This is a genomic window from Embleya sp. NPDC050493 (assembly GCF_044458105.1).
Taxonomy (GTDB): Bacteria; Actinomycetota; Actinomycetes; order Streptomycetales; family Streptomycetaceae; genus Embleya.
Window position 1 is genome coordinate 511,057 of record NZ_JBITHP010000001.1, and the last position, 21,944, is coordinate 533,000.

The following is a 21,944-nucleotide window of genomic DNA, read 5'->3' on the forward strand; positions in this document are numbered from 1 at the left end:
GCTCAGCCCGGCGCGTCCAGTGCCGCGGCCGCGGTGCGGGCCAGCGCGACCAGTCGCTCGCGATCGACGACCGGGATGGTGATGTCCACGGAGGTGACCAGATCGCCGCGGGCCCGGGCGAAGGCGATGCCGTCGCCGCGGGCGGGATCGCGGTAGACCACAGCCGCGTCCGAGATCCCGGGCAGCACCTCGTGCGGGCCGGGACCGGTGGCGGTCGAGCGCGCGGTGTCCAGCGGTCCGCCGACCATCGCCTGCGGCAACTGCCCGACGGTGACGGTCAGTACGCGCCGGCCCCCGGCATCGACGTATTCGCAGGTGCGCCCGGCGTCCGCGGGCCTGGTGTGCACGGGGCCGATCGCGAGCACCTCCTCGACCCGGGTGGGCGAAAGCAGGTCGCAACTGTCGGCGGGCGAGATGCTGTTGCCCACCGGGGAGGGCGTGGGCCGAGGGGGTGCGCCCGCGTTGTCGCCGGGCGCGGGGGCGGAGACGGCCGCGTGCCGGGGCGGCTCGTCCGAGTCCTCGCAGCCGCCGAGCAGGCACGCCAGACCCACCACCCCCACCAGGGTGGCGGCGGGTCCGACGCGCGCGGTCACAGCCGGCCGACCATCGTCCGGGCGATGCCGGCCAGGACGTCGGCCGACACGTCCTTGTCGCTGCGGGTGACGTAGACGTCCGCGTCCAGGTAGGTGTCGCCGAGGAGCTTTGCCCAGACCACGCCGTTGGCGGTCGAGTCGCGGTAGGTGAAGGCCGCATCGCCCACCCCGGGCAGGGCCGTGGGATTGTCGCCCCCGTCGATGGTGCCCTTCGCGGCCTGTTCGGCGGTGCTGTACTTGGCGTCGCTGGAGGACATCATCACGGTCATCATGGACAACCCTCGGGAGTCCCGGTAGTCGCAGAACGAGCTGCTCGCGCTCTTGAGCTTTTGATCCACCTCCGCCTTGACCACCGGCAGTCCGAGCAGCGTGGCCACCTCGGCCGCGGTGAAGAACCGGCACGGGTCGTTGATGTAGGGACCGGTCGTCCCGGTCGCCGGCGCCGAGGTTCCGGTCGAGGAGGCGCTCGGCGAGGCCGTGGCCGATGTGCTCGCGGACGACGAGGCGCCGTCGGTGGGCGGCGCGGTGGTGCGGCGCGGCGGCTTGGTCGCGGTGTTCGTCGGTCGACCGGTCGGCGCGCTCGTCGGCGTCGGCTTGGCGCTTTCGAGTGCGCGAACGGTGTCCAGCGGCGACCTGTCGTTGTTTCCGCAGCCGGCGACGCCGGCGCCCACGGTCAACGCGACGAGTACCGCGACCACGCCCGTGCGGACAGTCCTGGTGCGCACTGTGGTGTTCCCCCCGGTGTTCGAAGTGCAGTCGTCCATGAGATGAACCTAGGGCCCGAGGCGTTCCCGAACGAGTGGTACCTCCCTTGCAAGTCGAGGGGGATGTGAGGGCGCGATAATGCGCCCATGACTTCCGCACCACACTCAACCACCCACCCGGGGGCTCGCGCGGTCACGCAGGCCGTGATCCTCGCCGGCGGGCAGGGTTCCCGGCTGCGCCCCTATACCGACGATCGACCCAAGCCGATGGTGGAGATTCCCGGCACCGGCACCCCGATCATCGGACACCAGCTGCGCTGGCTGGCCGCCGAGGGCGTGCGCGACGTCGTGGTCTCCTGCGGGCACCTCGCCGAGGTGCTCCAGGACTGGCTCAAGACCGCCGATCTGCCGGTGCGCGTGGAGACCGTCGTGGAGACCGAGCCGCTGGGCCGGGGCGGCGGGTTGAAGTTCGCCGCCGCCGCGCTGCCGCGCCCGGACGAGCCGTGGTACGCCACCAACGGCGACATCTGGACCCGGTTCTCGCTCACCGAGATGGCCGCCTTCCATCACGAGCGCACCGCGGTGGCCACGCTCGCGCTGGCCCGGCCCCGGATCCCGTGGGGAGTGGTGGAGACCGACAAGTACGGCCACGTCCTGGACTTCATCGAGGCGCCGCCCTCGCCGTACCTGATCAACGCGGGCGTGTACGTGTTCGCGCCCGAGTTCACCGCGCTGCTGCCGGACGTCGGCGACCACGAGCGCACCACGTTCCCCGGGCTGGCCCGGGCCCAGCGGCTGGCCGGTTTCCCGATTCCGCAGGGCGCCTACTGGCGTGCGATCGACACCGCCAAGGACCTGTCCGAGGCGGCCAGGGAGTTGCGCGGCGACGGCTGAGCGCTTCCCGCCGGGATCGAACAGGCCCGGCCCCAGCCGTCGAGCGGCTGGGACCGGGCCGTTCTCCCGGGGGTTTTCCTGGCGGCTTCCTCCGTCAGCGAGTGGGTTGTTCGGGGTCTCGTGTGCGCGCTTCCCGTGACCCCCGCGGCCACGGGCTCGAGCGTACTGAGCGGGTCGCCGGCCGCGGTGTCAGGACGTGATCCCCGCGCGGGCGCCCGGGTTGGCGGTGTCGCGCACCACCCGCAGTCCGTCCAGCAGACCGGCGAGCTGGCTCTCGGTCAGCGGGTCGATCAGCCAGGTCTGCAGCAGTTCGACATGGCCGGGCAGGACGCCGCCGATGCGATCCGCGCCGTCGCGGGTGAGCACCGCGAACAGTGCCCGGCGGTCGGTGGGACAGTTCTCCCGGGCGACCAGTCCCTCCTTTTCCAGGCGATCCACCACCCGGGTCACGCCGGATGTGGACAACGACGTCTGGGCGGCGAGGTCGCTCATCCGCAGGCGTTGCTCGGCCGAGCGGGACAACCGGACCAGCACGTTGAAGTCCACCGTGGACAGGCCGTGCTCGCCCAACTGCGGACTGAGCCGGTCCATCAGGCCGGTGTAGACCTCCACGAGCAGTCCCATGGCGGTGATGCGTGGATCGTCGAAGGGGGTGGTCGTCGAAGGGGCTGGGGATGCGGCTCTCGGGGGAGTGTGCATGTCACTATCATAGCGAGTAGTTGACATGCGGAATATCTATGCGAAAGCTATTGCTGAGGTCGATATCCGCAAGGCAACGATATTCTCCGAAGAGTGCCACATGACCGCCACGGCACCCCGCCGCGACTGGGAAGGGCTCACCATCCCCACCTGGAACCGGGCGCTGGAGAGCGGCGGCGTGCCGGTCTCGAAGAAGATCGAGAGCGAGGTCGAGATCGAGGGCGAGGCCGTCCGCCGGGAGGGCTGATCCACCCGATCGACGGGACGTGTCGAAGGGGCCGGGCGCGATGCGCCCGGCCCCTTCGACATGCCTTCGGTGGCCCCGGCCGGCCCGCCGCGCTCTCCCGGTCGGGGCCCCGAACTCAGCGGCTCGCCAGGAACGCGTCCACCTGCTCGTGGATGTAGGCCACGTCCTCGGCGTCCATTCGGTGGTTCATCGGCACGATCAGCGCGTGCTCCATCACCCGGTCGGCATTCGGGTAGCCGGCCGGGTCGGCGCGATGTGCGATGTCCTTGAAGCCCGGCTGACGCAGGATGTTGCCCGACCACACGGTGCGGGTGGACACCCCGCGCTCCTCCAGCCACGCCTGCATCTCGCCGCGGGTGAAGGACAACCCCTCGTTCAACAGGATGGGGAAGTTGAGCCAACCCGTCTCCAGACCCTCGGTCTGCCGCGGCGCGGTGAACTCGGGGCGCGCGTCGAAGTAGGCGTGATGCGCCGCGAAGTGCGCCTGGCGGGTGGCCAGGAACCGGGGCAGCTTGGCGAGTTGGGCCAGGCCGAAGGCGGCACCCAGCTCGGAGGGTTCGAAGTTCCAGCCGATCTCGTCGAAGATGAACAGGTTGTCGTACAGCACGCCGTCGATCTCCTCGAAGAAGTCGCGGTTGCCGCGCTTGGAGCCGAACAACTGCAGTTCGCTGCGCCGACCCCAGCGCCGCAACATCAGGCCCCGGTCGCGCAGGTCCTCGTCGTCGGTGAGCACCATGCCGCCGTTGCCCGCGCAGGTGATGATGTGCGACATCGCGAAACTGGTCACCGAGATGTCCGCGCGGGTCCCCGTCGGCGTGCCGCGCAAGGTGGCGCCGAGGGCGTCGCAGGAGTCCTCGATCACCTTGAGGCCGTGCCGGTCCGCGATCGTGCGGATCACGTCCCAGTCGGGGGCGTTGCCCGCGAGATTGGGGGTCAGCACGGCCCGGGTGCGCGGGCCGATCAGGGCCTCGATCCGGGCCGGGTCGATCTGGTAGGTGTCCGGCTCGACGTCCGCGAGCACCGGCACCAGGCCGGCCTTGACCATCGGCGCGATGTCCGTGGAGAAGGTCAGCGTGGAGGTGATGATCTCGTCCCCCGGGGACAGCCGCAACAATTCGATCGCGAGGTAGAGCGCGGAGGAACCCGAGTTGCACATCAGGCCGTTGCGCTTGCCGAACAACTCCGCGACGCGCGTCTCCATGGCCGCCACGTTGCGCCCGATGCCCATCGCCGAGGGCGGCCCGTTCAGCACCGTCAACATCGCGTCGATCTCGCTCTGGTCGTGCACGCTGCCGGCGTACGGGATCTTGCGCATGAGTGCCTACCCTCGTGGTGATGTCGCGAGCGCAACATGGCTGACGTAACGTCAGCTGACGATGTGTCATAGCTATCATGGCTATGATGGGCGAACAAGACGACGGGAGCTGAGCGTGCGCTACACCACCGTGGGCAAGTCGGGTCTGAAGGTCTCCGCGATCGGCCTCGGCTGCAACAACTTCGGGATGCGGATGGACCAGGACGGCGCCGACAAGGTGGTCGGCGCGGCGCTCGACGCGGGAGTGACCCTGTTCGACACCGCCGACGTGTACGGCGGCGGGCAATCCGAGGTGCTGCTGGGCAAGGCCCTGGGCAGTCGCCGCGAGGACGTGGTCGTGGCGACCAAGTTCGGCGCGAAGGCGGCCGAGGGGCCGTACGGCCGCGGCTCCTCGCGCCGGCACATCGTGCGCAGCTGCGAGGGCAGCCTCCGGCGCCTGGGCACCGACCACATCGACCTGTACTACCAGCACTACGCCGACCCGGAGACCCCGATCGAGGAGACGCTGAGCGCGCTCGACGACCTGGTCCGGGCGGGCAAGGTGCGCTACGCGGGCACCTCCAACCTGGCCGCCTGGCAACTCGCCGACGCCGCGCACCTCGCGGGCCCGACCCGCTTCGTCGCCGCGCAGGTCGAGTGGAGCCTGCTGGAGCGCACCGTCGAGCGGGACATGGTGCCCGCCGCGCGACACTTCGGCGTCGGGGTCATCCCGTACTTCCCGCTCGCGTCCGGCCTGCTCAGCGGCAAGTACCGGCGCGGCGAGGAGTTTCCCCAAGGCAGCCGGTTCGCGGCCATCCCGCGCTTCGCCCAGGGCGTGGCCACCGACGACAACTTCGCCATCGTCGAGCGGCTCACCGCCTACGCCGAGAGCCGGGACCTGACCCTGCTCCAACTCGCGCTGTCCTGGCTGGCGGCGCAGCCCGAGGTGTCCTCCGTCCTGGTCGGCGCGACCCGCCCCGAACAGGCCACGGCCAATGCCGCCGCGATCGTCGAGCTGACCGCGAACCAGGTCGCCGAGATCGCCGAACTCGCCGCGGCGGTACCGGCGTGAACGCGGCGGCGCAGCCCGTCCGCGCCGGTACCGAGCGATCCCTGCGCAACGCCGGCATCGCGGACGAACTCGCCCGCCGGCTGCGCCGCCGGATCCTGGACGGTCCGCTGCGGGACGGGGACATGCTGCCCAAACAGGACGACCTGATCGCCGAGTTCGGGGTCGGTCGCACCACGCTGCGGCAGGCGTTTCGGATCCTGGAGACCGAGGGCCTGATCACCGTCAAACGCGGCAATACCGGCGGTGCGGTGGTACACGTCCCGCAACCCGCGGACGCGGCACACATGTTCGGCATGGTGATGCACGCGCGCCAGGTCCGCCTGGACGACCTCGCACAGGCGCTGCGCCGCCTGGAGCCGGTCTGCGCGGCATTGTGCGCGGCGCGCCCGGACCGGGCCACCGAGGTGCTGCCGTGGTTGCGCGAGGTGCACGCGCGGATGGAACGCGCGGTCGAGGACGGGCCGGCCTACATCCGGGCCGGCCGCGACTTCCACGAGGCGCTGGTGCTGTTGTGCGGCAACGAGACGATGAAGATCCTGCTCGGCGCGGTCGAGGTGTTGTGGGCGCAGCAGGAACGGGAGTGGGCCCAGGAGGCACTGGCCGACACGGGGGAGCGGGTTCGACGCGCGGGATTGCGTGACCACGAGCGGTTGATCGCGCTGATCGAGGCCGGCGACGAGACCGAGGTCTACCGCGAATCGGTCCGCCACCTCGAAGCGGCCCAGGACTACCCCCTGCGGGATCGCGGCGGGGCGCCCATCACGTCGACCTGAACTCGGGCCATGCGGTGTTGGGGGGCGGGTTGGTTGGCCTCATGCGCCGGCGGGCTGCTTGGCCTCATGCGCCGGCCGGGCTGGGTTCGCCTCATGCGCCGGCGGGGCTGAGTGGCCTCATGCGCCGGCCGGGCTATTTGGCCTCAAGCGCCGGCCGGGCTGCTTGGCCTCATGCGCCGGCCGGGCTGCTTGGCCTCATGCGCCGGCCGGGCTGGGTGGCCTCAAGCGCCGGCCGGGCTATTTGGCCTCAAGCGCCGGCCGGGCTGCTTGGCCTCAAGCGCCGGCCGGGCTGGTTCGCCTCAAGCGCCGGCGAGGCTGGGTGGCCTCAAGCGCCGGCGGGGCTAAGTGGCCTCATGCGCCGGCCGGGCTATTTGGCCTCAAACGCCGGCCGGGCTGAGTGGCCTCATGCCCGGCCGGGCCCGAGCGTCGGCCGGGCTGGGTGGTCTCGTGGGGCGGTCTGGCTGGGATGTGTTGCGGTTGGGCTTTGAGTGCTCGACCGCAGCTGTTGGCCTTGGCGGGTGGAGTGGTCAGCGGTTTCGCCAGAGTGCGCCCAGGACGTCGCCGTTGAAGCGGCCGATGACGCCCAGGGGGATGCCCTTGGGGCATACCGCTGTGCATTCGCCGGTGTTGGTGCAGCCGCCGAAGTCCGCCTCGTCGTGGGCGTGGATCATCGCCTCGACGCGGGTGTCCTGCTCCACCCTGCCCTGCGGCAGCAGGCCCAGGTGGGTGGCCTTCGCGGCGGTGAACAACATCGCCGAGCCGTTCGGGCAGGCCGCCACGCACGCGCCGCAGCCGATGCAGGTCGCGGCCTCGAACGCGGCGTCCGCGTCGGCCTTGGGAATCGGTGTGGCGTGCGCCTCGGGGGCCGAGCCGGTGGGGGCGGTCACATAGCCGCCCGCCTCGATGATCCGGTCCAGGCCCGAACGGTCCACCACCAGGTCCTTGACCACCGGGAACGCCGCCGCACGCCACGGCTCGACGTCGATGGTCTGCCCGTCGCGGAAGTGCCGCAGGTGCAACTGGCAGGTCGTGGTGGCCTTCTGCGGCCCGTGCGGCACCCCGTCGATGACCAGGCTGCACGCGCCACAGATGCCTTCGCGGCAGTCGTGGTCGAAGGCCACCGGCTCCTCGCCGCTCTCGGTGAGCCGCTCGTTGAGCACGTCGAGCAACTCCAGGAACGACATGTCCGCAGACGCGTCCGGCACGTCGTAGGCGACCATGCCGCCCCGATCCGCGGGGCCCTTCTGCCGCCAGATGCGCAGGGTGAGTTTCACGCGTAGTTCCTTGTGGCCAGAGTGACGTTGTCGAAGGTGAGCCGCTCGCGATGCAGGATCGGCGGGCCGTCCGTGTACTCCCAAGCGGCGACGTAGGCGAAGGCCTCGTCGTCCCGGGCCGCCTCGCCGCCGGGGCTCTGGTGTTCGGCGCGGAAGTGGCCGCCGCAGGACTCCTCGCGGTGCAGTGCGTCCAGGCACATCAGCTCGGCGAGTTCGAGGAAGTCGGCGACCCGGCCGGCCTTCTCCAGCGACTGGTTCAACCCGGCACCGGTGCCCGGTACGCGCAGTCGCGACCAGAACCGCGCGCGCAGCTCCGGGATCCGCGCCAGCGCCTCGCGCAGCCCGGCGGCATCGCGCTCCATGCCGCACTTCTCCCACATCAGCAGGCCCAGCTCCCGGTGGAAGTGGTCGGCGGACAGGTCGCCGTCGATCGCGAGCAGCCGCTTGACCCGGTCCTGGACGCCGGCTTCCGTGGCCACCAGCTCCGGATCGTCCGCGTCCACCGGTGCGAAGGGTCCCGCCGCGAGGTAGTGGGTGAGCGTGGTCGGCAGCACGAAGTAGCCGTCGGCCAGCCCCTGCATGAGCGCCGAGGCGCCCAGCCGGTTCGCGCCGTGGTCGGAGAAGTTCGCCTCGCCGATCACGAACAGGCCTGGGATGGTGGACTGGAGGTCGTAGTCGACCCACAAGCCGCCCATCGTGTAGTGCACCGCCGGGTAGATCCGCATCGGCACGGTGTACGGGTCCTCGCCGGTGATGCGCTCGTACATCGCGAAGAGGTTGCCGTACTTCTCCTCGACGGCCGGTGCGCCCAGCCGGGCGATGGCGTCCGCGAAGTCGAGGTAGACGCCCAGTCCGCCCGGCCCCACCCCGCGCCCCTCGTCGCAGACCCGCTTGGCCGCGCGCGAGGCGATGTCGCGCGGGACGAGGTTGCCGAAGGCCGGGTACATGCGCTCCAGGAAGTAGTCCCGCTCCGCGGCCGGGATGTCGCCCGGCGCGCGGGTGTCGCCGCCGACGGTGGGCACCCATACCCGGCCGTCGTTGCGCAGCGACTCGCTCATCAGGGTGAGCTTGGACTGATGCTCGCCGGAGACCGGGATGCAGGTCGGGTGGATCTGGGTGAAGCACGGGTTGGCGAACAGCGCGCCGCGCCGATGCGCGCGCCAGATGGCGCTCGCGTTGCAGCCCATCGCGTTCGTGGACAGGAAGTAGGCATTGCCGTAGCCGCCGGTGGCCAGTACGACCGCCTCGGCCAGGTGGGTGGACACCTCGCCGGTGACCAGGTCGCGCACCACCACGCCGCGGGCCCGCCCGTCCACCACCACCAGGTCGAGCATCTCGGTGCGCGCGTGCACGGTGACGTTGCCGGCCGCGACCTGGCGCGACATCGCCTGGTAGGCGCCGAGCAGGAGTTGCTGGCCGGTCTGGCCGCGTGCGTAGAAGGTCCGGGAGACCTGGGCGCCGCCGAACGAGCGGGTGTCCAACAGGCCGCCGTAGTCGCGCGCGAACGGCACGCCCTGCGCGACGCACTGGTCGATGATCCGGGTGCTGACCTCCGCCAGTCGGTGCACGTTGGACTCGCGGGCGCGGAAGTCGCCGCCCTTGATGGTGTCCTTGAACAGCCGGGCCACGCTGTCGCCGTCGCCGCGATAGTTCTTGGCGGCGTTGATGCCGCCCTGCGCGGCGATGCTGTGTGCCCGGCGCGGCGAGTCCTGGTAGCAGAACGAGGTGACGGGGTGGCCCAGTTCGGCCAGCGTGGCGGCGGCGGAGGCGCCCGCCAGGCCGGTGCCGACCACGATCACCGGGAGCCGGCGCCGATTCGCCGGGTTGACCAGCCGCGCGGCCAGCCGGCGCTGCTCCCAGCGCTCGGCCAGGTCGCCGGCGGGGGCGGCGTGGTCGGCGATCTCCGCGCCGACGGTGTACCGCGCGTAGTCGGTGCGCCCGGCGGGTTCGGTGTACTCCGTGTGCGGTTCCATCACGTTCACCCCACGATTCCGACGGTCACGGCGAACGGCACGGACAGGAATCCGACCGTCATCAGTACGGCGTAGCCGGTCGCGATCGACGCGATCAGCCGCTCGCTTCCCGGCCGTTGCCGACCGAGCGTGCGGGTCATGCTCCACACGCCGTGCCGCAGGTGGAAGCCGACCGCGACGACCGCGACCGTGTAGATCGCGGTGATGTACCAGTGCTCGAAGTCGGCGGTGACGTTCGTGTACGGCTTGCCGGAGGCGCCGACCGGGTTGGCCACCCCGACGGTGAGGTCGAGCAGGTGGTAGACCACGAACAGGGCGATGATCACACCGCCCCAGCGCATGGTGCGGGCCGCGTACGAGCCCTGCACCGGCGGGCGGTGCACGTACTTGACCGGCCGGGCCCGGCGGGCGCGCCGGGTGAGCAGGATCGCCATCGCCATGTGCACGACCACGCTCACCGTCAATGCCGCCCGAATGATCCACAGCGTGCCCTCGTGCGGTACCAGCGGTTCGCCGATGGTGCGCAGCCAGTGGGCGTAGTGGTCGAAGCTCGACTCGCCGAAGAAGATCTTCAGATTGCCCAACATGTGGGCGGTCAGATAGGCAAGGAGCACGGCACCGCTGAGCGCCATCGCGATCTTCATCACGACGGTCGAACGGTGCGACGCTCCCTGCCTGCGCTGCCCGGCGGAGGCGGGAGCGCGGGTCAGGGTCGCCATGCGTTCGACGGTAGGTGGACCGAGGTCATGCCGTCCAAGATCGGAAATGCCTGGTTTCGATAGCCGACGGCTATGCAAGGCTGGAGGCATGCAGTTTCAGCAGCTCGTCTACTTCGTCGCGGTCGCCGAGACCCGCCACTTCACCCGCGCGGCGGCGCGCACGCACGTCGCCCAACCGTCGTTGTCCAAGCAGATCCGGGCCCTGGAGCACGAGTTGGGCGCCGAACTGTTCACCCGCGTGCGCGGCAACATCGCGCCGACGCCGGCGGGGGAGCGGTTGTTGCCGATCGCGCGGCGGATCCTGGCGGACGTGGACGTGGCACACCTGGAGGTGGCCGAGCTGGTCGGGCTGCGCTCGGGCCGGGTGCGGATCGGCGCCACGCCGTCGTTGTCGGCGAGCCTGCTGGCCGAGGTGCTGCGCAGCTTCCAGGACCGCTACGCGGGCATCCGGCTGCTGGTCGACGAGAACGGCTCACGCGACCTGGTGCGCTCGTTGCTGCGCGGTGACCTGGATCTGGCGCTGATCGTGGTGCCGCCGCAGGGGGTGGGCGCGGCGCTGACCACCGAGCCGCTGCTGCGCGAGGACCTGGTGCTCGCGGGTACGCCGCCGGTGACCGGTGCGACGGTGCCGATCGCGGCGCTGCGCGGGGTGCGCCTGGTGATGTTCCGGGACGGCTACGACCTGCGCGAGGCGACCCTGACGGCGTGTCACGAGGCGGGTTTCGAACCGGAGTTCGCGATCGAGGGGGGCGAGATGGACGCGGTGCTGCGGTTCGTCGAAGTGGGTCTGGGGCCGGCCATCGTGCCGAGCATGGTGCTGGCCGGGCGGCCGGGGCTGACCGCGACGCCGCTCACCCCGCCGGGCCTGTCCCGCACCATCGCGCTCGCGCACCGCAGCGACGCCGCGCTCACCCACGCGGCGCGCGCCTTCCGGGACGAACTGCGGGCGTTCCTGGTCCCGGACCGGCTCCCGGCGGGGGTCGAGCGGATCGGCGGCGCCGAAGCGTGAGCCGCCGCCGGCGGACCCGACCCGGCGTCCGCCGGGCGACCACGTCGCGATCAGCCCAGCGGCATGATCAGGCAGGTGGTGGTCGCGGTGGCCAGCAACCGGCCCTGGTGGTCGGTGAGTTCGGCCTCGGCGGTGCGGATGGTTCGCCCGCGGTGGATCACCCGGCCCTCGGCGCGCAGCTTGCTGCCGTCCAGCGGGCCGGGGCGCAGGTAGCGCACCGAGATGTCCAGCGACGTGTAGCCGGTGGCGGGCGGCAGCGTGGTGTGCACCGCGCAGGCCATCGCCGAATCGAGCAGGGTGGCCGCGATGCCGCCGTGCATGGTGCCGATCGGGTTGGCGAACTCCGGGCGGGCGGACGCGCTGAACACGATCCGGCCGTCCTCGACCTCCTCCGGCTCCATGCCGATGAACGGACCGATTCCCGTGGGCATGCCATGCTCCCGCAGCGCCTGGAGCTGCTCCAGACCGGTCGGTCCCGCAGTCGACGACGTAGTGCTCATCCCGAACCCCTCACCTGAGTTGACGTTGTCAAGTTGACAACGTCAACTCGGCGGCTGTCAACTGGGAGCGTGCCTTCCACCAGCCGATCCCGCACCCGCGCCCGACCCGGGGACGGTGCGCTGCTGCGCGACGAGATCCTGCGCGCGGCGACCGCGCTGCTGGAGGAGGCAGGCGACGAGTCCGCGCTGACGCTGCGCGCGGTGGCCGCGCGGGTGGGCGTCACGACGCCGTCGGTATACCTGCATTTCGCGAGCAAGCAGGACCTGGTCGAGGCGGTCTGCCTCGCGGTGTGGGAGGACCTCGGGCGGCGGATGCGCGAGGTGGGAGCCGGCGTCGAGGACCCCTACCAGTCGATGCGTCGGCGCGGTGCCGCGTTCGTTCGCTTCGGGCTCGAACACCCGGTGCAGTACCGGCTGTTGATGATGCGCCCGAAATCCGACGCACAGACCGGACGGACCGCGGCGGACGCCTGTCTTGCCTACGTCGGCGAGGCGATCCAGCCGTGCCTGGACGCGGGTGTCCTGGTCGGCGACCCGACCCGGCTGACCCTGCAGATGCTCGCGGCGCTGCACGGCCTGGTCGCGCTGTATCTCGCGCAGCCGAACTACCCGTGGCCGGACGACGTGGAGACGATGGCGGACGAGGTGACCCGGATGGCCGGGTTGGGCTCCGCGCTCGCCGGGCGACTGCGCGGTCCCGGTCCGGCGCCGAGCACGAGCGCGTTCGCGGCGGGATTCGACGCGCTGGCGGAGCGCCTGCACCGGCCGGAGTGCGCGGATTCGGCGGATGCCTTCGAGCCGGCGGGCGGCGAAGCCCGGGGCGGCGAATCCCCGGACGACGCACCCGAGGGCGCCCAACCCTCGGGCGGCGGGCCGCTCCCGTAGCGGCAGGCGGGGGAGGCGGCCGCGCGCCCGGTGCGCGTGGAGGTCAGTGACCCTTGCGCTTGTCCGCCTGCTTCTTCACCTTGTCCACGATGGACTTGACCTTGTCCGGGTTCTTCTTGGCGTAGTCGGTCGCCTTCTTGATCAACTTGTCGAGACCGGCCATGACGCCCACTCCTTGTTCGGTACGGGGCGGTGGGTCGCACCGCCGCCGAGGTGCTTCGTGCTCTGGTTCAGGATCAACCGCCGTCCGGGACGAATCGTTCCCGGTGCGACGTCAGGGCCGCATCGAGGACGATGCGGCCCTGCTGCACGGCGCGTGCGGTTCGTGCGCCCGGGTTCGATCCCGGGGGTGGGCTCAGACGTTGACGCCGAAGTCCTTCGCGATGCCGGCCAGACCCGAGGCGTAGCCCTGGCCGACCGCGCGGAACTTCCACTCGTTGCCGTTGCGGTACAGCTCGCCGAAGACCATTGCGGTCTCGGTGGACGCGTCCTCGGTGAGGTCGTAGCGCGCGAGTTCGTTGTTGTCCGCGCGGTTGACGACCCGGATGTACGCGTTGCGCACCTGGCCGAAGGACTGGTCCCGGGCCACCGCGTCGTGGATGGACACCGGGAAGACCACCCGCTGGACGTCGGCCGGCACGGACGCGAGGTCGACGTTGACGGTCTCGTCGTCGCCCTCGCCCTCGCCGGTGAGGTTGTCACCGGTGTGCTGGACCGAGCCGTCGGGGCTGGTCAGGTTGTTGTAGAAGACGAAGTGCAGATCGGACAGCACCCGACCGTCGTTGCCGAGCAGCAGTGCGCTCGCGTCGAGGTCGAAGTCCGCACCGGTCGTGCTGCGCGCATCCCATCCGAGACCCACCGCGACGGCGGTGAGACCGGGCGCGGCCTTGGACAGGGATACGTTGCCGCCCTTGGCGAGACTGACTCCCATGGCAGTGCTTCCTTCCCTCGTGCATATCGGGGTACAGGCGGATCGGGTGATCACGCGACGGCCGCCCGATGGGTAAATCTACAGGATCTACAGGACTGTAGAAGCCCGGCGTGCGCCCGGCGCGACGTGCGCAAGTCGTGTGACGTGCGATCGCCAATGCAGTGATACCCCATCCCACCATCGGCGGACGACTACGGGCAGCCGAACTCTGGGTCCGGGTCCGTCGTTTCGGCCCCATCCGGGCGGATTCACGCATCCTGGGGCGCAGTCCGCCCCGGTCCGGGCACCCGGGCGGACAGCCGGAACGCCTCGCCGACGACGCCGGCGGTGAGCGTGCCGCCCAGCGCCGCCAGTCGTCCGTCGAGCGAACGCAGCCCCAGCCCCGACCCGGTCGGCGCGGCATCGGCGCCGGCGCGGACGCCGTCGTTGGTCAGGACCAGGACGACGGCACCGTCCGGCTCGACCGTCGCGGTGATCGCGCACCGGCTCGCGGCGCTGTGCCGCAGCACGTTGGTGGCGCCCTCGCGCAGCACGGTCGCCAATACGGTGTCGGCGCCGGCGGGCAACTCGCCCACGTCGACGGCGACCTCCACCACCATCCCGGCCCCGGCCAGCACGTCCCGCGCGGCGAGTGCCTCCACCGCCAAGGACATCCCGCGATACCCGCCCGCGACCGTGCCCACGTCGGCCAGCGCCTGTCGGGCCAGCGCCAGGCCCTCGGCGAGCTGGGCCGCCGCCGCCTTCGGATCGCGGTCGACCAGGCGCAGCGCGAGTTGGCTCTTGAGTACCAGCGCGGACAGGCTGAACCCGAGCAGATCGTGCAGGTCGTGCCCGAAACGCAGCCGCTCGCGGGCCACGTGCGCGGCGGCCAACTCGATCCGGGCCACGCACAACGCCCGCGCGAGGTCGGCCATCCGGACCAGCCCGTACACCAGCGCCGCACGCTCCAGGATCCACACCACGTGGTAGACGTGGTCGAGCGCGGTCGGGCTCCAGGTGCCGAAGTACACGTCGTGGCACGCGAACCCGGCCACCGCGAGCACCCGCCACGGCCCGCGCAGCAGCACCAGCGCGAGCCCGGCCAGGAACAGCCCCACCGACCAGACTCCGGCGTCGAACACCACGAGCGGCACGTAGGCGAGTGCGATCTGCGCCGCGAACGTCCACTGCCACCACCGGGGTCGCCCGCCCGGGACCGGTGTGCAGTTGCGGATGTACAGCGCGACGAAGGCGACCAGCAGCAGCCCGAACAGCGCGCGGCGGCCGGCCGAGTAGTCGCTCGCGGCCAGCACCCGCAGCGGCAGCGGCACGATGATCAGCACCAGGATCACCACCCGCAGCACCGCGACCGCGCGTGGCGTCGGCTCGTCGGTGATCGCGGGCGGCGGGGTGCTCTCGGCGCTCTTGTGCGCGTGCGCGAAGGCCCGGGCCGACGTCATCGCGCCCCTCGCCTCCGCCAGCGCGTCGGCCAGCTCCGGGCGGGTGCGTTCGGGGTGCTCGCGCAGGCCGGCGAGCAGCGCGTCGCCGCGGTCCAGGATCCGGGTCAGGCTCGCCCCGACGCCTTCGGTCAGCTGCCGGGCGAAGCCCAGCCGTTCGCGGGCGACCTCGGCGTCCGCGAGCGCGGTGCGGGTCGCGGCCAGCGCGGCGACCAGGTCGGCCAGCCCGGCGAGCGCGTACACCGCCAGACCGACCAGCACGGCCTGGCCCACCACCAGGTACAGCGCCTCCACCACGGTCGGCCGCACCGCGAGTCCGACCGGCACCTGGGCGGCCACCACCGCCAGGAACCCGGCCCAGCCCGCCCAGGCCGGCCGCAGCAGAAGCAGCGCGGCGCCGGCCAGGAAGCCCGGGTTGCCGTACCAGGTCTCGTGGAACCAGGTCATCGGCAGGTAGGTGAGCACCGCCTGCGCACCGAGCGTCCACGCCCAGCCGGCCGGCCGCGAGCCGTCCGCCGGGCGTACACAGTTGCGCAGATGCAGGGTGACCAGGGCGAGCAGGAGTCCCAGCGCGATCGCCTTGGCGCCGGTCGACAACCGGGTCGATTGCACCAGGCCGACGAAGCCGCCGAAGAAGAAGCCGCAGGTGACCGTCGCGACCACCACCCGCGCGAGCAGGGCGGCCGGCTCGGCGTCCGCACGCGCGCCGAAGGCGGCCCGCAGCGCGTCGCGACGAACCCTGGACGCCACCATGACCATCCCCCGTGCTGTTCCGCGGTGCAGCCGCCGCCGGCGGCTGCGGGCATGCCGGCCGGCCCGGACGCCGCTCCGGCCCCGGCCCCTGTCTCGACGGCAGGCAAACCGTACCGACCGGACATCCGGCCGTCACCCCCCGGGTCGACCGCGCCCGGGAACCCCGGTCGGATGCCCTGGAGCGCGTCGCCCGCGCGGGTACGGGCGGGTCACTCGCACGGAGCACCCCACTGGCGCACCCGTTCGGCTCGTTCGACGGTGACGTGAGGCAGCGGTATCCGTCACGAGTGCGAAGCGAGGCGCCCATGTTCGCGGCCCTGGGCGGGTTTGTCGTACGCAGGCCCTGGTGGGTGATCCTGGCCTGGGTGATCGCCGCCGGTGTGGTGATCGGCCTCGCGCCGAAGCTCACGTCCTCCACCGACGAGAAGAGCTTCCTGCCCGAGTCCTATGAGTCGGTGCGCGCGTCCGACCTGCGCAGCGAGGACTTCCCGCAACAGGAGAACATCGGCGCGGTGATCGTCTTCCAGCGCTCGGACGGCACGCCGATGACCGCCGCGGACAGCGCCGAGGTGGCCCGGATCTCGGCGTCGGTGCAGGCGCGCGGGATCAAGGACGTGCTCGCGGTGACGCCGGGTCAGGTCTCGCCGAACGGGCTCGTGCAGACCTCGACGGTCGCGATGCCGGAGATCACCGATCCCAACGACGAGACGCCGCAGGACGCGGTCGAGGCGATGCGCAAGGACGTCAAGGCGCAGGTGGCCGGGACCGGGCTGAGTGCCGGCATCACCGGTCAGGCCGCGCAGGCGCTCGACGAACGGGAATCGTCCGAGAGCGCCGGCACTCTGGTCGCGGTCGGCACCATCGTGATCATCGTGTTGTTGCTGCTGATCATCTTCCGCAGCCCGATCATCGCGCTGCTGCCGGTGGTGATCATCGGGTTGATCGCGCCGATGGCCACCGGGCTGATCGCGTCCGCCAACAAGATCTTCGACATGAAGGCGGACAGCTCGATCGAACAACTGCTCACCGTGGTGCTGTTCGGCGTCGGTACGGACTACGTGCTGTTCCTGCTGTTCCGCTACCGCGAGGTGCTGCGCGAGGGCGACGACGCCAAGAACGGCATGGTGCACGCGGTGTCCAGGGTCGGCGAGGCGATCGCGTCCGCCGCGGCGGCGGTGATCGTGGCCTTCGCCGCGCTGACGCTGTCCACGCTCGGGATGTTGCGCTCGATGGGGCCGGCGCTGGCGATCGCGGTGTTCGTGACGCTGCTGGCCGGTCTGACCCTGGTGCCGGCGGTGGTGTCGCTGCTGGGTACACGCGTGTTCTGGCCGTCCAAGTCCTGGCGGGTGACGCCGCACGGCAGCGGCTTCGCCCGGCTCGGTCGGGGCATCGGCCGGCGGCCGGCGGTGTTCGCGGTGTCGTCCGCGCTGGTGATGGGCGTGCTGGCGATCGGCGCCCTGGGCTACAAGGCCAACTTCGACCTGGCGGGTTCGTCGCTGCCCTCGGACAAGGAATCCGTGGTCGCGATGAAGAACCTGGAGAAGGGCTTCCCGCCCGGTACGACCGACCCGACCGAGGTCTACCTGACGTCCACGTCCACCACCGGCCGGCCGCTCACGCCGGCGGAGCGGGCGCCCTTCGAGGCGGCGCTGCCACGGGTCGAGGGGGTCGGCTCGGTGACCGAGGCGGTGCTCAGCGCCGACGGGCGGACCGCGTTCTACTCGGTGGTCCTGTCCGACTCGCCGGCCACCGACGATGCCCTGTCGACGATCAAGGACCGCCTGCGCCCGATCATGCACAAGGCCGCGCCGCCCGGGACCCGGGCACTGGTGGGCGGGATCAGCGCGGTGTACGTGGACATCAACCGCGCGGTGGATCGGGACTACTCGGTGGTCTTCCCGGTCGCGGCGGTGTGCATCATGATCATCCTGGGCCTGCTGCTGCGCAGCCTGGTCGCGCCGTGGTACCTGATGGCCTCGGTGGCCCTGGGCTTCGGCGCCACGCTCGGGGCCACGTCGGTGCTGTTCCAGAGGATCGGCGACCAGCCCGGGCTGATGTTCATGCTCCCGGTGATCATGTACCTCTTCGTGGTCGCCCTCGGCACCGACTACAACATCCTGATGGTGTCGCGCCTGCGCGAGGAGGCCCGCGAGGGCCACAACCCGCACGACGCGGCGGCCGTGGCGGTCAAGCACTCGGGCCCCACGATCGCCGCGGCGGGCGTGATCCTGGCCGGCACCTTCGCGACCCTGATGCTGGCCGGCAACTCGACGCTCTCCCAGATGGGCTTCGCCCTCTCCAGCGGCATCGCGATCGCGGCCTTCATCATGGCGCTGATCTTCACCCCGAGCCTGACCGCCCTGATCGGCCACGCGGCCTGGTGGCCCGGCCACGGCGACACCGGGCCGGCCGGCGAGAAGCAACGCGAAACCGAACGGGTCGTCTGACCCGAGGCATCGCCGCCTGCGCGGGGACCGCGGCGGCCTCGCGGGGCGGCGGGGCTCGCGGCGGATGAAAGGCCCGCACCGTCCCGGCCGCTGGGGGCCGGTTCACCCGGTGGGGGCAGTGCGGTTGCCGGTGATGTCGGTGCCGTTCGGGATGCTCTGCGGCGAGAGCGAAAAAGATGTGGCGGGGCCGATGAGTTTTTCGGCGGGGGACCGTCTGAACCTTCGACAACATCGAGACCTACGAGATGGGGCGCGTCATGGCCAGGATGATCTTCGTAAATCTGCCGGTGCAGGACCTCGCGAAGGCGACCGCGTTCTACACCGCGCTCGGGTTCGAGCAGAACGCGCAGTTCAGCGACGAGAACGCGAGCTCGTTCGCGATCAGCGACACGATCCACCTGATGGTGCTCGTCGAGCCCTTCTTCAAGACCTTCACCAAGAAGGAGATCGCCGACGCGACCCGGACCACCGAGGCCATCGTGTGTCTGAGCGCGGACAGCCGCGAGGAAGTGGACGAACTGGTCGAGAAGGCGTTCGCGGCCGGAGCCGGCACGTCGAACGACCCGATGGACCAGGGCTTCATGTACGGCCGCAGCTTCCAGGACCCGGACGGGCACCTGTGGGAGGTCGTGTACATGGACATGTCCGCGATGCCCGCGCAGGGCTGATCGCGACACCCCCGCTGCGGGTCGGGCCGCCCGGGCGGCCGTGGCGAGGGTCACCCCGGCAGCAGCACCCGGAAGGCCGCGCCCGCGCCGGGGGCCGTGCGTACCTCCACCCGGCCGCCGTGCGCGTTGACCAGGGCGGCGACGATGGCCAGGCCCAGGCCCGAGCCGCCGCCCGCGGCGCGGCTGCGGGAGGAGTCGACGCGGTAGAAGCGTTCGAAGACGCGTTGGGCGTCGGCCGGGGCCAGGCCGGGGCCGGCGTCGGCGACCTCCAGGACCGCGCAGGAGTCCCGGGCGGGGGTGCGGCCCACCGTGATCCGGATCGCGGTCCCGGCCGGGGTGTGGGTGAGCGCGTTGGAGACCAGGTTGGCCACCACCTGACGCAGCCGCGACTCGTCGCCGGAGACGACGACCGGATGGGCCGCGCCGCCGTCCGACCCGGTGAGGGTCACCGGCCGGTCCGGGGCCAGCGTCTTGATGTCGTGCACCGCGTCGGCGGCCAGGATGCGCAGGTCCACCGGCTCGTTGCAGAGCGGGCGCTGTTCGTCCAGGCGGGCCAGTTGCAGCAGGTCCTCGACCAGGCCGCCCATCCGGATCGCCTCGTCCTCGATCCGGCGCATGGTGCGGGCCACCTCGGCCGGGTCGGTGAGCGCGCCCATCCGGTACAACTCGGCGAAGCCGCGTACGCTGGCCAGCGGGGTGCGCAGTTCGTGGCCGGCGTCGGCGACGAATCGGCGCATCCGGGTCTCCGACTCGGCGCGGGCCGCGAACGCGGTCTCGATCTGGGCGAGCATGCCGTTGATCGACGTGGACAGTCGGCCGATCTCGGTCCCGGGCGCGGGCACCGGGACCCGATGCGAGAGGTCGCCGGCCGCGATCGCCGCCGCCGTCTCCTCGATCCGGCGCAGCGGACGCAGGCCGCCACGCAGCGCGAACCAGCCGGCCGCCGCCAGTACGGCCAGGCAGGTCAGGCCGATCATCAGGCACACCGAGCGCATGCGGTCCACCGTGGCCCGCACGTCGTTCATCGGCTGGGCCAGCACCACGCTGCCCTCGCCGCCCGCCATCGGCACCGCGAGCACCCGCCAGCGCGCGCCGCCGGTCACCGAGTCGGTCTCGAACGGGCGCCGGTTCAGGGCCAGCACCGCCGCGATGTCCAGTTTCGGCAACCGCGGTCCCAGTTCCTCCTCGGTGCCCGGCGAGCGGAGCCGCTGGCGGGTGCCGCCGTTCGGATACAGGTACTCGGCCACGAGCCGGCTCGGCAGCACGCCGGGTGCCCGGCCGTGATTGCCCGACGGGCCGCCGCGCTGCTCGCCGGGGCCCTCCGGCAGGCGGAACGCCATCCCCCGTGCGGCCTGGCTCAGTTGTCGGTCGACCTGATCGGTGAGGTAGCCGCGCAGCGAGCCCACCACGACCGTCTGGCTGACCAGCAGCGCGACGGCGACCAGGGCCATCGCGATGATCAGGACCCGGACGCGCAGCGAGGACCGGCTCGGGTGCGGGAGGCGCATCGGCGCGCCGTCAGGCCGTCGGCTGCGGACGGCGCAGCACGTAGCCCACGCCGCGCACGGTGTGGATCAACTTGCAGCCGCCGACGTCGAGTTCGACCTTGCGCCGCAGGTAGCTGATGTAGGACTCGACGATGCTCAGGTCGCCGCCGAAGTCGTACTGCCAGACGTGGTCCAGGATCTGGGTCTTGGACACCACCCGGCCGGTGTTGAGCATCAGGTAGCGCAACAGCTTGAACTCGGTGGGCGAGAGCGGCACCGGCCGGCCGCCGCGCAGCACCTCGTGGCCGTCCGGGTCGAGTTCGAGGTCGGCGACCACGATCCGGTTCGAGGGGGTCGGTACGCCCGCGCCGCCGTCCACCCGGCGCAGCACCGCGTGGATGCGGGCGATCAACTCCTCCAGGCTGAACGGCTTGGTGACGTAGTCGTCGCCGCCCAGGGTCAACCCGGTGATCTTGTCCTTGGTGGTGTCCTTGGCGGTCAGGAACAGCACGGGCAGGTGGGTTCCGTCGGCGCGCAGCCGGCGGACCACCTCGAAGCCGTCCAGGTCCGGGAGCATCACGTCGAGCACGACCAGGCTCGGCCGACAGCGCTCCACCGCCGCCAGTGCGGCCGCGCCGTCGGCCGCCGAGTCCACCTCGAAGCCGGCGAAGCGCAGGCTGGCGGACAGGAGTTCGCGGATGTTGGGTTCGTCGTCGACCACCAGCAGGCGGGCCCGGGCGCCGACCTCGACGGGCGCGGCCACGTCAGCCCGCTCCGCCCGTGCCGCCGGCCGTGCCGAAGCCGCCCGCCCCGGGGCGTCCGGCCGCGCCGGTGCCCTCGGTGACCGAGGTGGCGGTCACCGAGCCGTCGGCGTCGGTGGCACCGCGCACCACGACGGTGTCGCCGGGTGCGAGGTCGACGGGTTTGCCGTCGCGGACGACCTGGATCCGGGTACCGGCGTCGGTTTTCACCTTGACGATGTTGCCGGCTGAATCTGAGACGTAGATGAAAGAGTTGTCCACGACCTTCACGGTGCCGGTGGTGAGGTCCGCGGCGGCGCCGGTGCCGCCCGTGCCGCCGCCGGTGCGGCCGGTGCCCGGTTGGCCGCCGGCCGTGGCCGCCCCGCCGCCCGCCGTGGCGCGGGCGCCGTAGGGGTTCGCGCCCTGCGCGGGTCCGGCGGCGGGTCCGGCGACCTGGTTCGTGCCGCCGCCGTGGTCCTTCTGCACCTCGACGCCGGCCAGGAAGCCGACCGAGGCGAACACGCCCGCGCCCAGGGCCAGGGTGACCAGGGGCAGTCGGCGCCGGGGCGGGGCGGCGAGTTCGGCGGCGACGTCGCGCGCGGTCGGCGGTCGGCGGAGGATGTCCGCCGGCGACTCGTCGGGGTGGGGCTCGTCGCCGGCTTCCGCCTCGGTTCGGAAGCCGGCGACGAACCCGGTCTCGGCCCCCTCGTTCGCCGCCGACCCGGGGTCACCGGGCGCGGGGACGCGGGAAGGGGAGCCGAGGGCCTCGGAGTCGGGTCGCGCCCGGTCGGCGACCGGGTTCTGCGGCCGAGCGTCGGGCCGACCGGCGTGGTGCTTCGGCGTCAT

Annotated in this window: 22 protein-coding genes; 8 read left to right on the forward strand and 14 right to left on the reverse strand. The window is 71.8% G+C overall.

Annotation, left to right across the window (positions count from 1 at the left end; genetic code table 11):
* Positions 1-2 precede the first annotated feature (2 nt).
* Both ACIBM5_RS01965 and ACIBM5_RS01970 read right to left on the reverse strand, forming a co-directional pair.
* Positions 3-593, reverse strand: coding sequence for a hypothetical protein (locus tag ACIBM5_RS01965; RefSeq protein ID WP_396004909.1), 591 nt, complete (start codon positions 591-593; stop codon positions 3-5).
* Positions 590-1,318: a hypothetical protein gene (locus ACIBM5_RS01970; protein WP_391582119.1), complete on the reverse strand. Its 729-nt coding sequence runs from the start codon at positions 1,316-1,318 to the stop codon at positions 590-592. Before ACIBM5_RS01970 ends, ACIBM5_RS01965 begins: the two co-directional genes overlap by 4 nt.
* A gap of 126 nt (positions 1,319-1,444) precedes the next feature.
* On the opposite strand from ACIBM5_RS01970, the gene ACIBM5_RS01975 reads away from it, so the two are divergent.
* On the forward strand, positions 1,445-2,191 hold the full coding sequence (locus ACIBM5_RS01975) for an NDP-sugar synthase (RefSeq protein ID WP_396004910.1): 747 nt from the start codon (positions 1,445-1,447) through the stop codon (positions 2,189-2,191).
* A gap of 189 nt (positions 2,192-2,380) precedes the next feature.
* Here ACIBM5_RS01975 and ACIBM5_RS01980 read toward each other — a convergent pair whose 3' ends face one another.
* Complete coding sequence (locus tag ACIBM5_RS01980; protein WP_391582121.1) at positions 2,381-2,890, reverse strand: MarR family winged helix-turn-helix transcriptional regulator; 510 nt, start codon at positions 2,888-2,890, stop codon at positions 2,381-2,383.
* 100 nt (positions 2,891-2,990) lie between these two features.
* Here ACIBM5_RS01980 and ACIBM5_RS01985 point away from each other — a divergent pair, with 100 nt between their 5' ends.
* Positions 2,991-3,137 (forward strand): hypothetical protein, encoded by a 147-nt coding sequence (locus ACIBM5_RS01985; RefSeq protein ID WP_396004911.1) that lies wholly within the window; start codon positions 2,991-2,993, stop codon positions 3,135-3,137.
* 115 nt (positions 3,138-3,252) lie between these two features.
* On the opposite strand, the gene ACIBM5_RS01990 is transcribed toward ACIBM5_RS01985, so the two are convergent.
* Entirely contained in the window at positions 3,253-4,452 is a 1,200-nt protein-coding gene (locus ACIBM5_RS01990) for a DegT/DnrJ/EryC1/StrS family aminotransferase (protein WP_396004912.1), read from the reverse strand.
* A 115-nt stretch (positions 4,453-4,567) separates the two neighbouring features.
* Between ACIBM5_RS01990 and ACIBM5_RS01995 the strand changes: the two genes are divergently transcribed.
* Both ACIBM5_RS01995 and ACIBM5_RS02000 read left to right on the forward strand, forming a co-directional pair.
* A complete protein-coding gene (locus tag ACIBM5_RS01995; RefSeq protein WP_396004913.1) occupies positions 4,568-5,503 on the forward strand; it encodes an aldo/keto reductase in 936 nt (311 codons plus the stop codon).
* Positions 5,500-6,276 (forward strand): FadR/GntR family transcriptional regulator, encoded by a 777-nt coding sequence (locus ACIBM5_RS02000; RefSeq protein ID WP_391582124.1) that lies wholly within the window; start codon positions 5,500-5,502, stop codon positions 6,274-6,276. Before ACIBM5_RS01995 ends, ACIBM5_RS02000 begins: the two co-directional genes overlap by 4 nt.
* A 527-nt stretch (positions 6,277-6,803) precedes the next feature.
* On the opposite strand, the gene ACIBM5_RS02005 is transcribed toward ACIBM5_RS02000, so the two are convergent.
* From ACIBM5_RS02005 to ACIBM5_RS02015, 3 genes are read right to left on the reverse strand one after another with little or no spacing between them, the layout of a single operon-like run.
* Positions 6,804-7,550 carry a succinate dehydrogenase/fumarate reductase iron-sulfur subunit gene (locus tag ACIBM5_RS02005; protein WP_396004914.1) on the reverse strand — a complete coding sequence of 249 codons (747 nt, stop codon included), beginning with the start codon at positions 7,548-7,550 and terminating at the stop codon, positions 6,804-6,806.
* Complete coding sequence (locus ACIBM5_RS02010) at positions 7,547-9,523, reverse strand: fumarate reductase/succinate dehydrogenase flavoprotein subunit (RefSeq protein WP_396004915.1); 1,977 nt, start codon at positions 9,521-9,523, stop codon at positions 7,547-7,549. Before ACIBM5_RS02010 ends, ACIBM5_RS02005 begins: the two co-directional genes overlap by 4 nt.
* A gap of 5 nt (positions 9,524-9,528) precedes the next feature.
* Complete coding sequence (locus ACIBM5_RS02015) at positions 9,529-10,242, reverse strand: succinate dehydrogenase cytochrome b subunit (protein WP_396004916.1); 714 nt, start codon at positions 10,240-10,242, stop codon at positions 9,529-9,531.
* An 88-nt stretch (positions 10,243-10,330) separates the two neighbouring features.
* Here ACIBM5_RS02015 and ACIBM5_RS02020 point away from each other — a divergent pair, with 88 nt between their 5' ends.
* A complete protein-coding gene (locus ACIBM5_RS02020) occupies positions 10,331-11,251 on the forward strand; it encodes a LysR family transcriptional regulator (protein WP_391582128.1) in 921 nt (306 codons plus the stop codon).
* Between the two features lie 50 nt (positions 11,252-11,301).
* On the opposite strand, the gene ACIBM5_RS02025 is transcribed toward ACIBM5_RS02020, so the two are convergent.
* Positions 11,302-11,751: a PaaI family thioesterase gene (locus ACIBM5_RS02025; RefSeq protein WP_355541924.1), complete on the reverse strand. Its 450-nt coding sequence runs from the start codon at positions 11,749-11,751 to the stop codon at positions 11,302-11,304.
* 69 nt (positions 11,752-11,820) lie between these two features.
* Between ACIBM5_RS02025 and ACIBM5_RS02030 the strand changes: the two genes are divergently transcribed.
* Positions 11,821-12,636: a TetR/AcrR family transcriptional regulator gene (locus tag ACIBM5_RS02030; protein WP_396004917.1), complete on the forward strand. Its 816-nt coding sequence runs from the start codon at positions 11,821-11,823 to the stop codon at positions 12,634-12,636.
* 43 nt (positions 12,637-12,679) lie between these two features.
* On the opposite strand, the gene ACIBM5_RS02035 is transcribed toward ACIBM5_RS02030, so the two are convergent.
* From ACIBM5_RS02035 to ACIBM5_RS02045, 3 genes are all read right to left on the reverse strand, one after another.
* The gene (locus ACIBM5_RS02035; protein WP_379989414.1) at positions 12,680-12,799 is read right to left on the reverse strand and encodes an Rv0909 family putative TA system antitoxin; all 120 of its coding nucleotides are present in this window, start codon (positions 12,797-12,799) and stop codon (positions 12,680-12,682) included.
* Between the two features lie 192 nt (positions 12,800-12,991).
* The gene (locus ACIBM5_RS02040) at positions 12,992-13,567 is read right to left on the reverse strand and encodes a TerD family protein (protein WP_020548622.1); all 576 of its coding nucleotides are present in this window, start codon (positions 13,565-13,567) and stop codon (positions 12,992-12,994) included.
* A gap of 248 nt (positions 13,568-13,815) precedes the next feature.
* The gene (locus ACIBM5_RS02045) at positions 13,816-15,756 is read right to left on the reverse strand and encodes a histidine kinase (protein WP_396004918.1); all 1,941 of its coding nucleotides are present in this window, start codon (positions 15,754-15,756) and stop codon (positions 13,816-13,818) included.
* 305 nt (positions 15,757-16,061) lie between these two features.
* On the opposite strand from ACIBM5_RS02045, the gene ACIBM5_RS02050 reads away from it, so the two are divergent.
* Together ACIBM5_RS02050 and ACIBM5_RS02055 are read left to right on the forward strand one after the other, a co-directional pair.
* The gene (locus ACIBM5_RS02050) at positions 16,062-18,203 is read left to right on the forward strand and encodes an MMPL family transporter (RefSeq protein ID WP_396004920.1); all 2,142 of its coding nucleotides are present in this window, start codon (positions 16,062-16,064) and stop codon (positions 18,201-18,203) included.
* A 257-nt stretch (positions 18,204-18,460) separates the two neighbouring features.
* Positions 18,461-18,871, forward strand: coding sequence for a VOC family protein (locus ACIBM5_RS02055; RefSeq protein WP_396004921.1), 411 nt, complete (start codon positions 18,461-18,463; stop codon positions 18,869-18,871).
* Positions 18,872-18,921: 50 nt separating this feature from the next.
* Here the strand turns inward: ACIBM5_RS02055 and ACIBM5_RS02060 are convergent, their stop codons facing one another.
* Genes ACIBM5_RS02060 through ACIBM5_RS02070 form a run of 3 tightly spaced genes read right to left on the reverse strand, consistent with a single transcriptional unit; the run spans position 18,922 to position 21,944 of the window.
* Positions 18,922-20,379, reverse strand: coding sequence for a sensor histidine kinase (locus tag ACIBM5_RS02060; protein WP_396004922.1), 1,458 nt, complete (start codon positions 20,377-20,379; stop codon positions 18,922-18,924).
* Between the two features lie 10 nt (positions 20,380-20,389).
* On the reverse strand, positions 20,390-21,121 hold the full coding sequence (locus tag ACIBM5_RS02065; RefSeq protein ID WP_396004923.1) for a response regulator transcription factor: 732 nt from the start codon (positions 21,119-21,121) through the stop codon (positions 20,390-20,392).
* A 1-nt stretch (position 21,122) separates the two neighbouring features.
* Positions 21,123-21,944 (reverse strand): DUF5666 domain-containing protein, encoded by an 822-nt coding sequence (locus ACIBM5_RS02070; RefSeq protein ID WP_396004924.1) that lies wholly within the window; start codon positions 21,942-21,944, stop codon positions 21,123-21,125.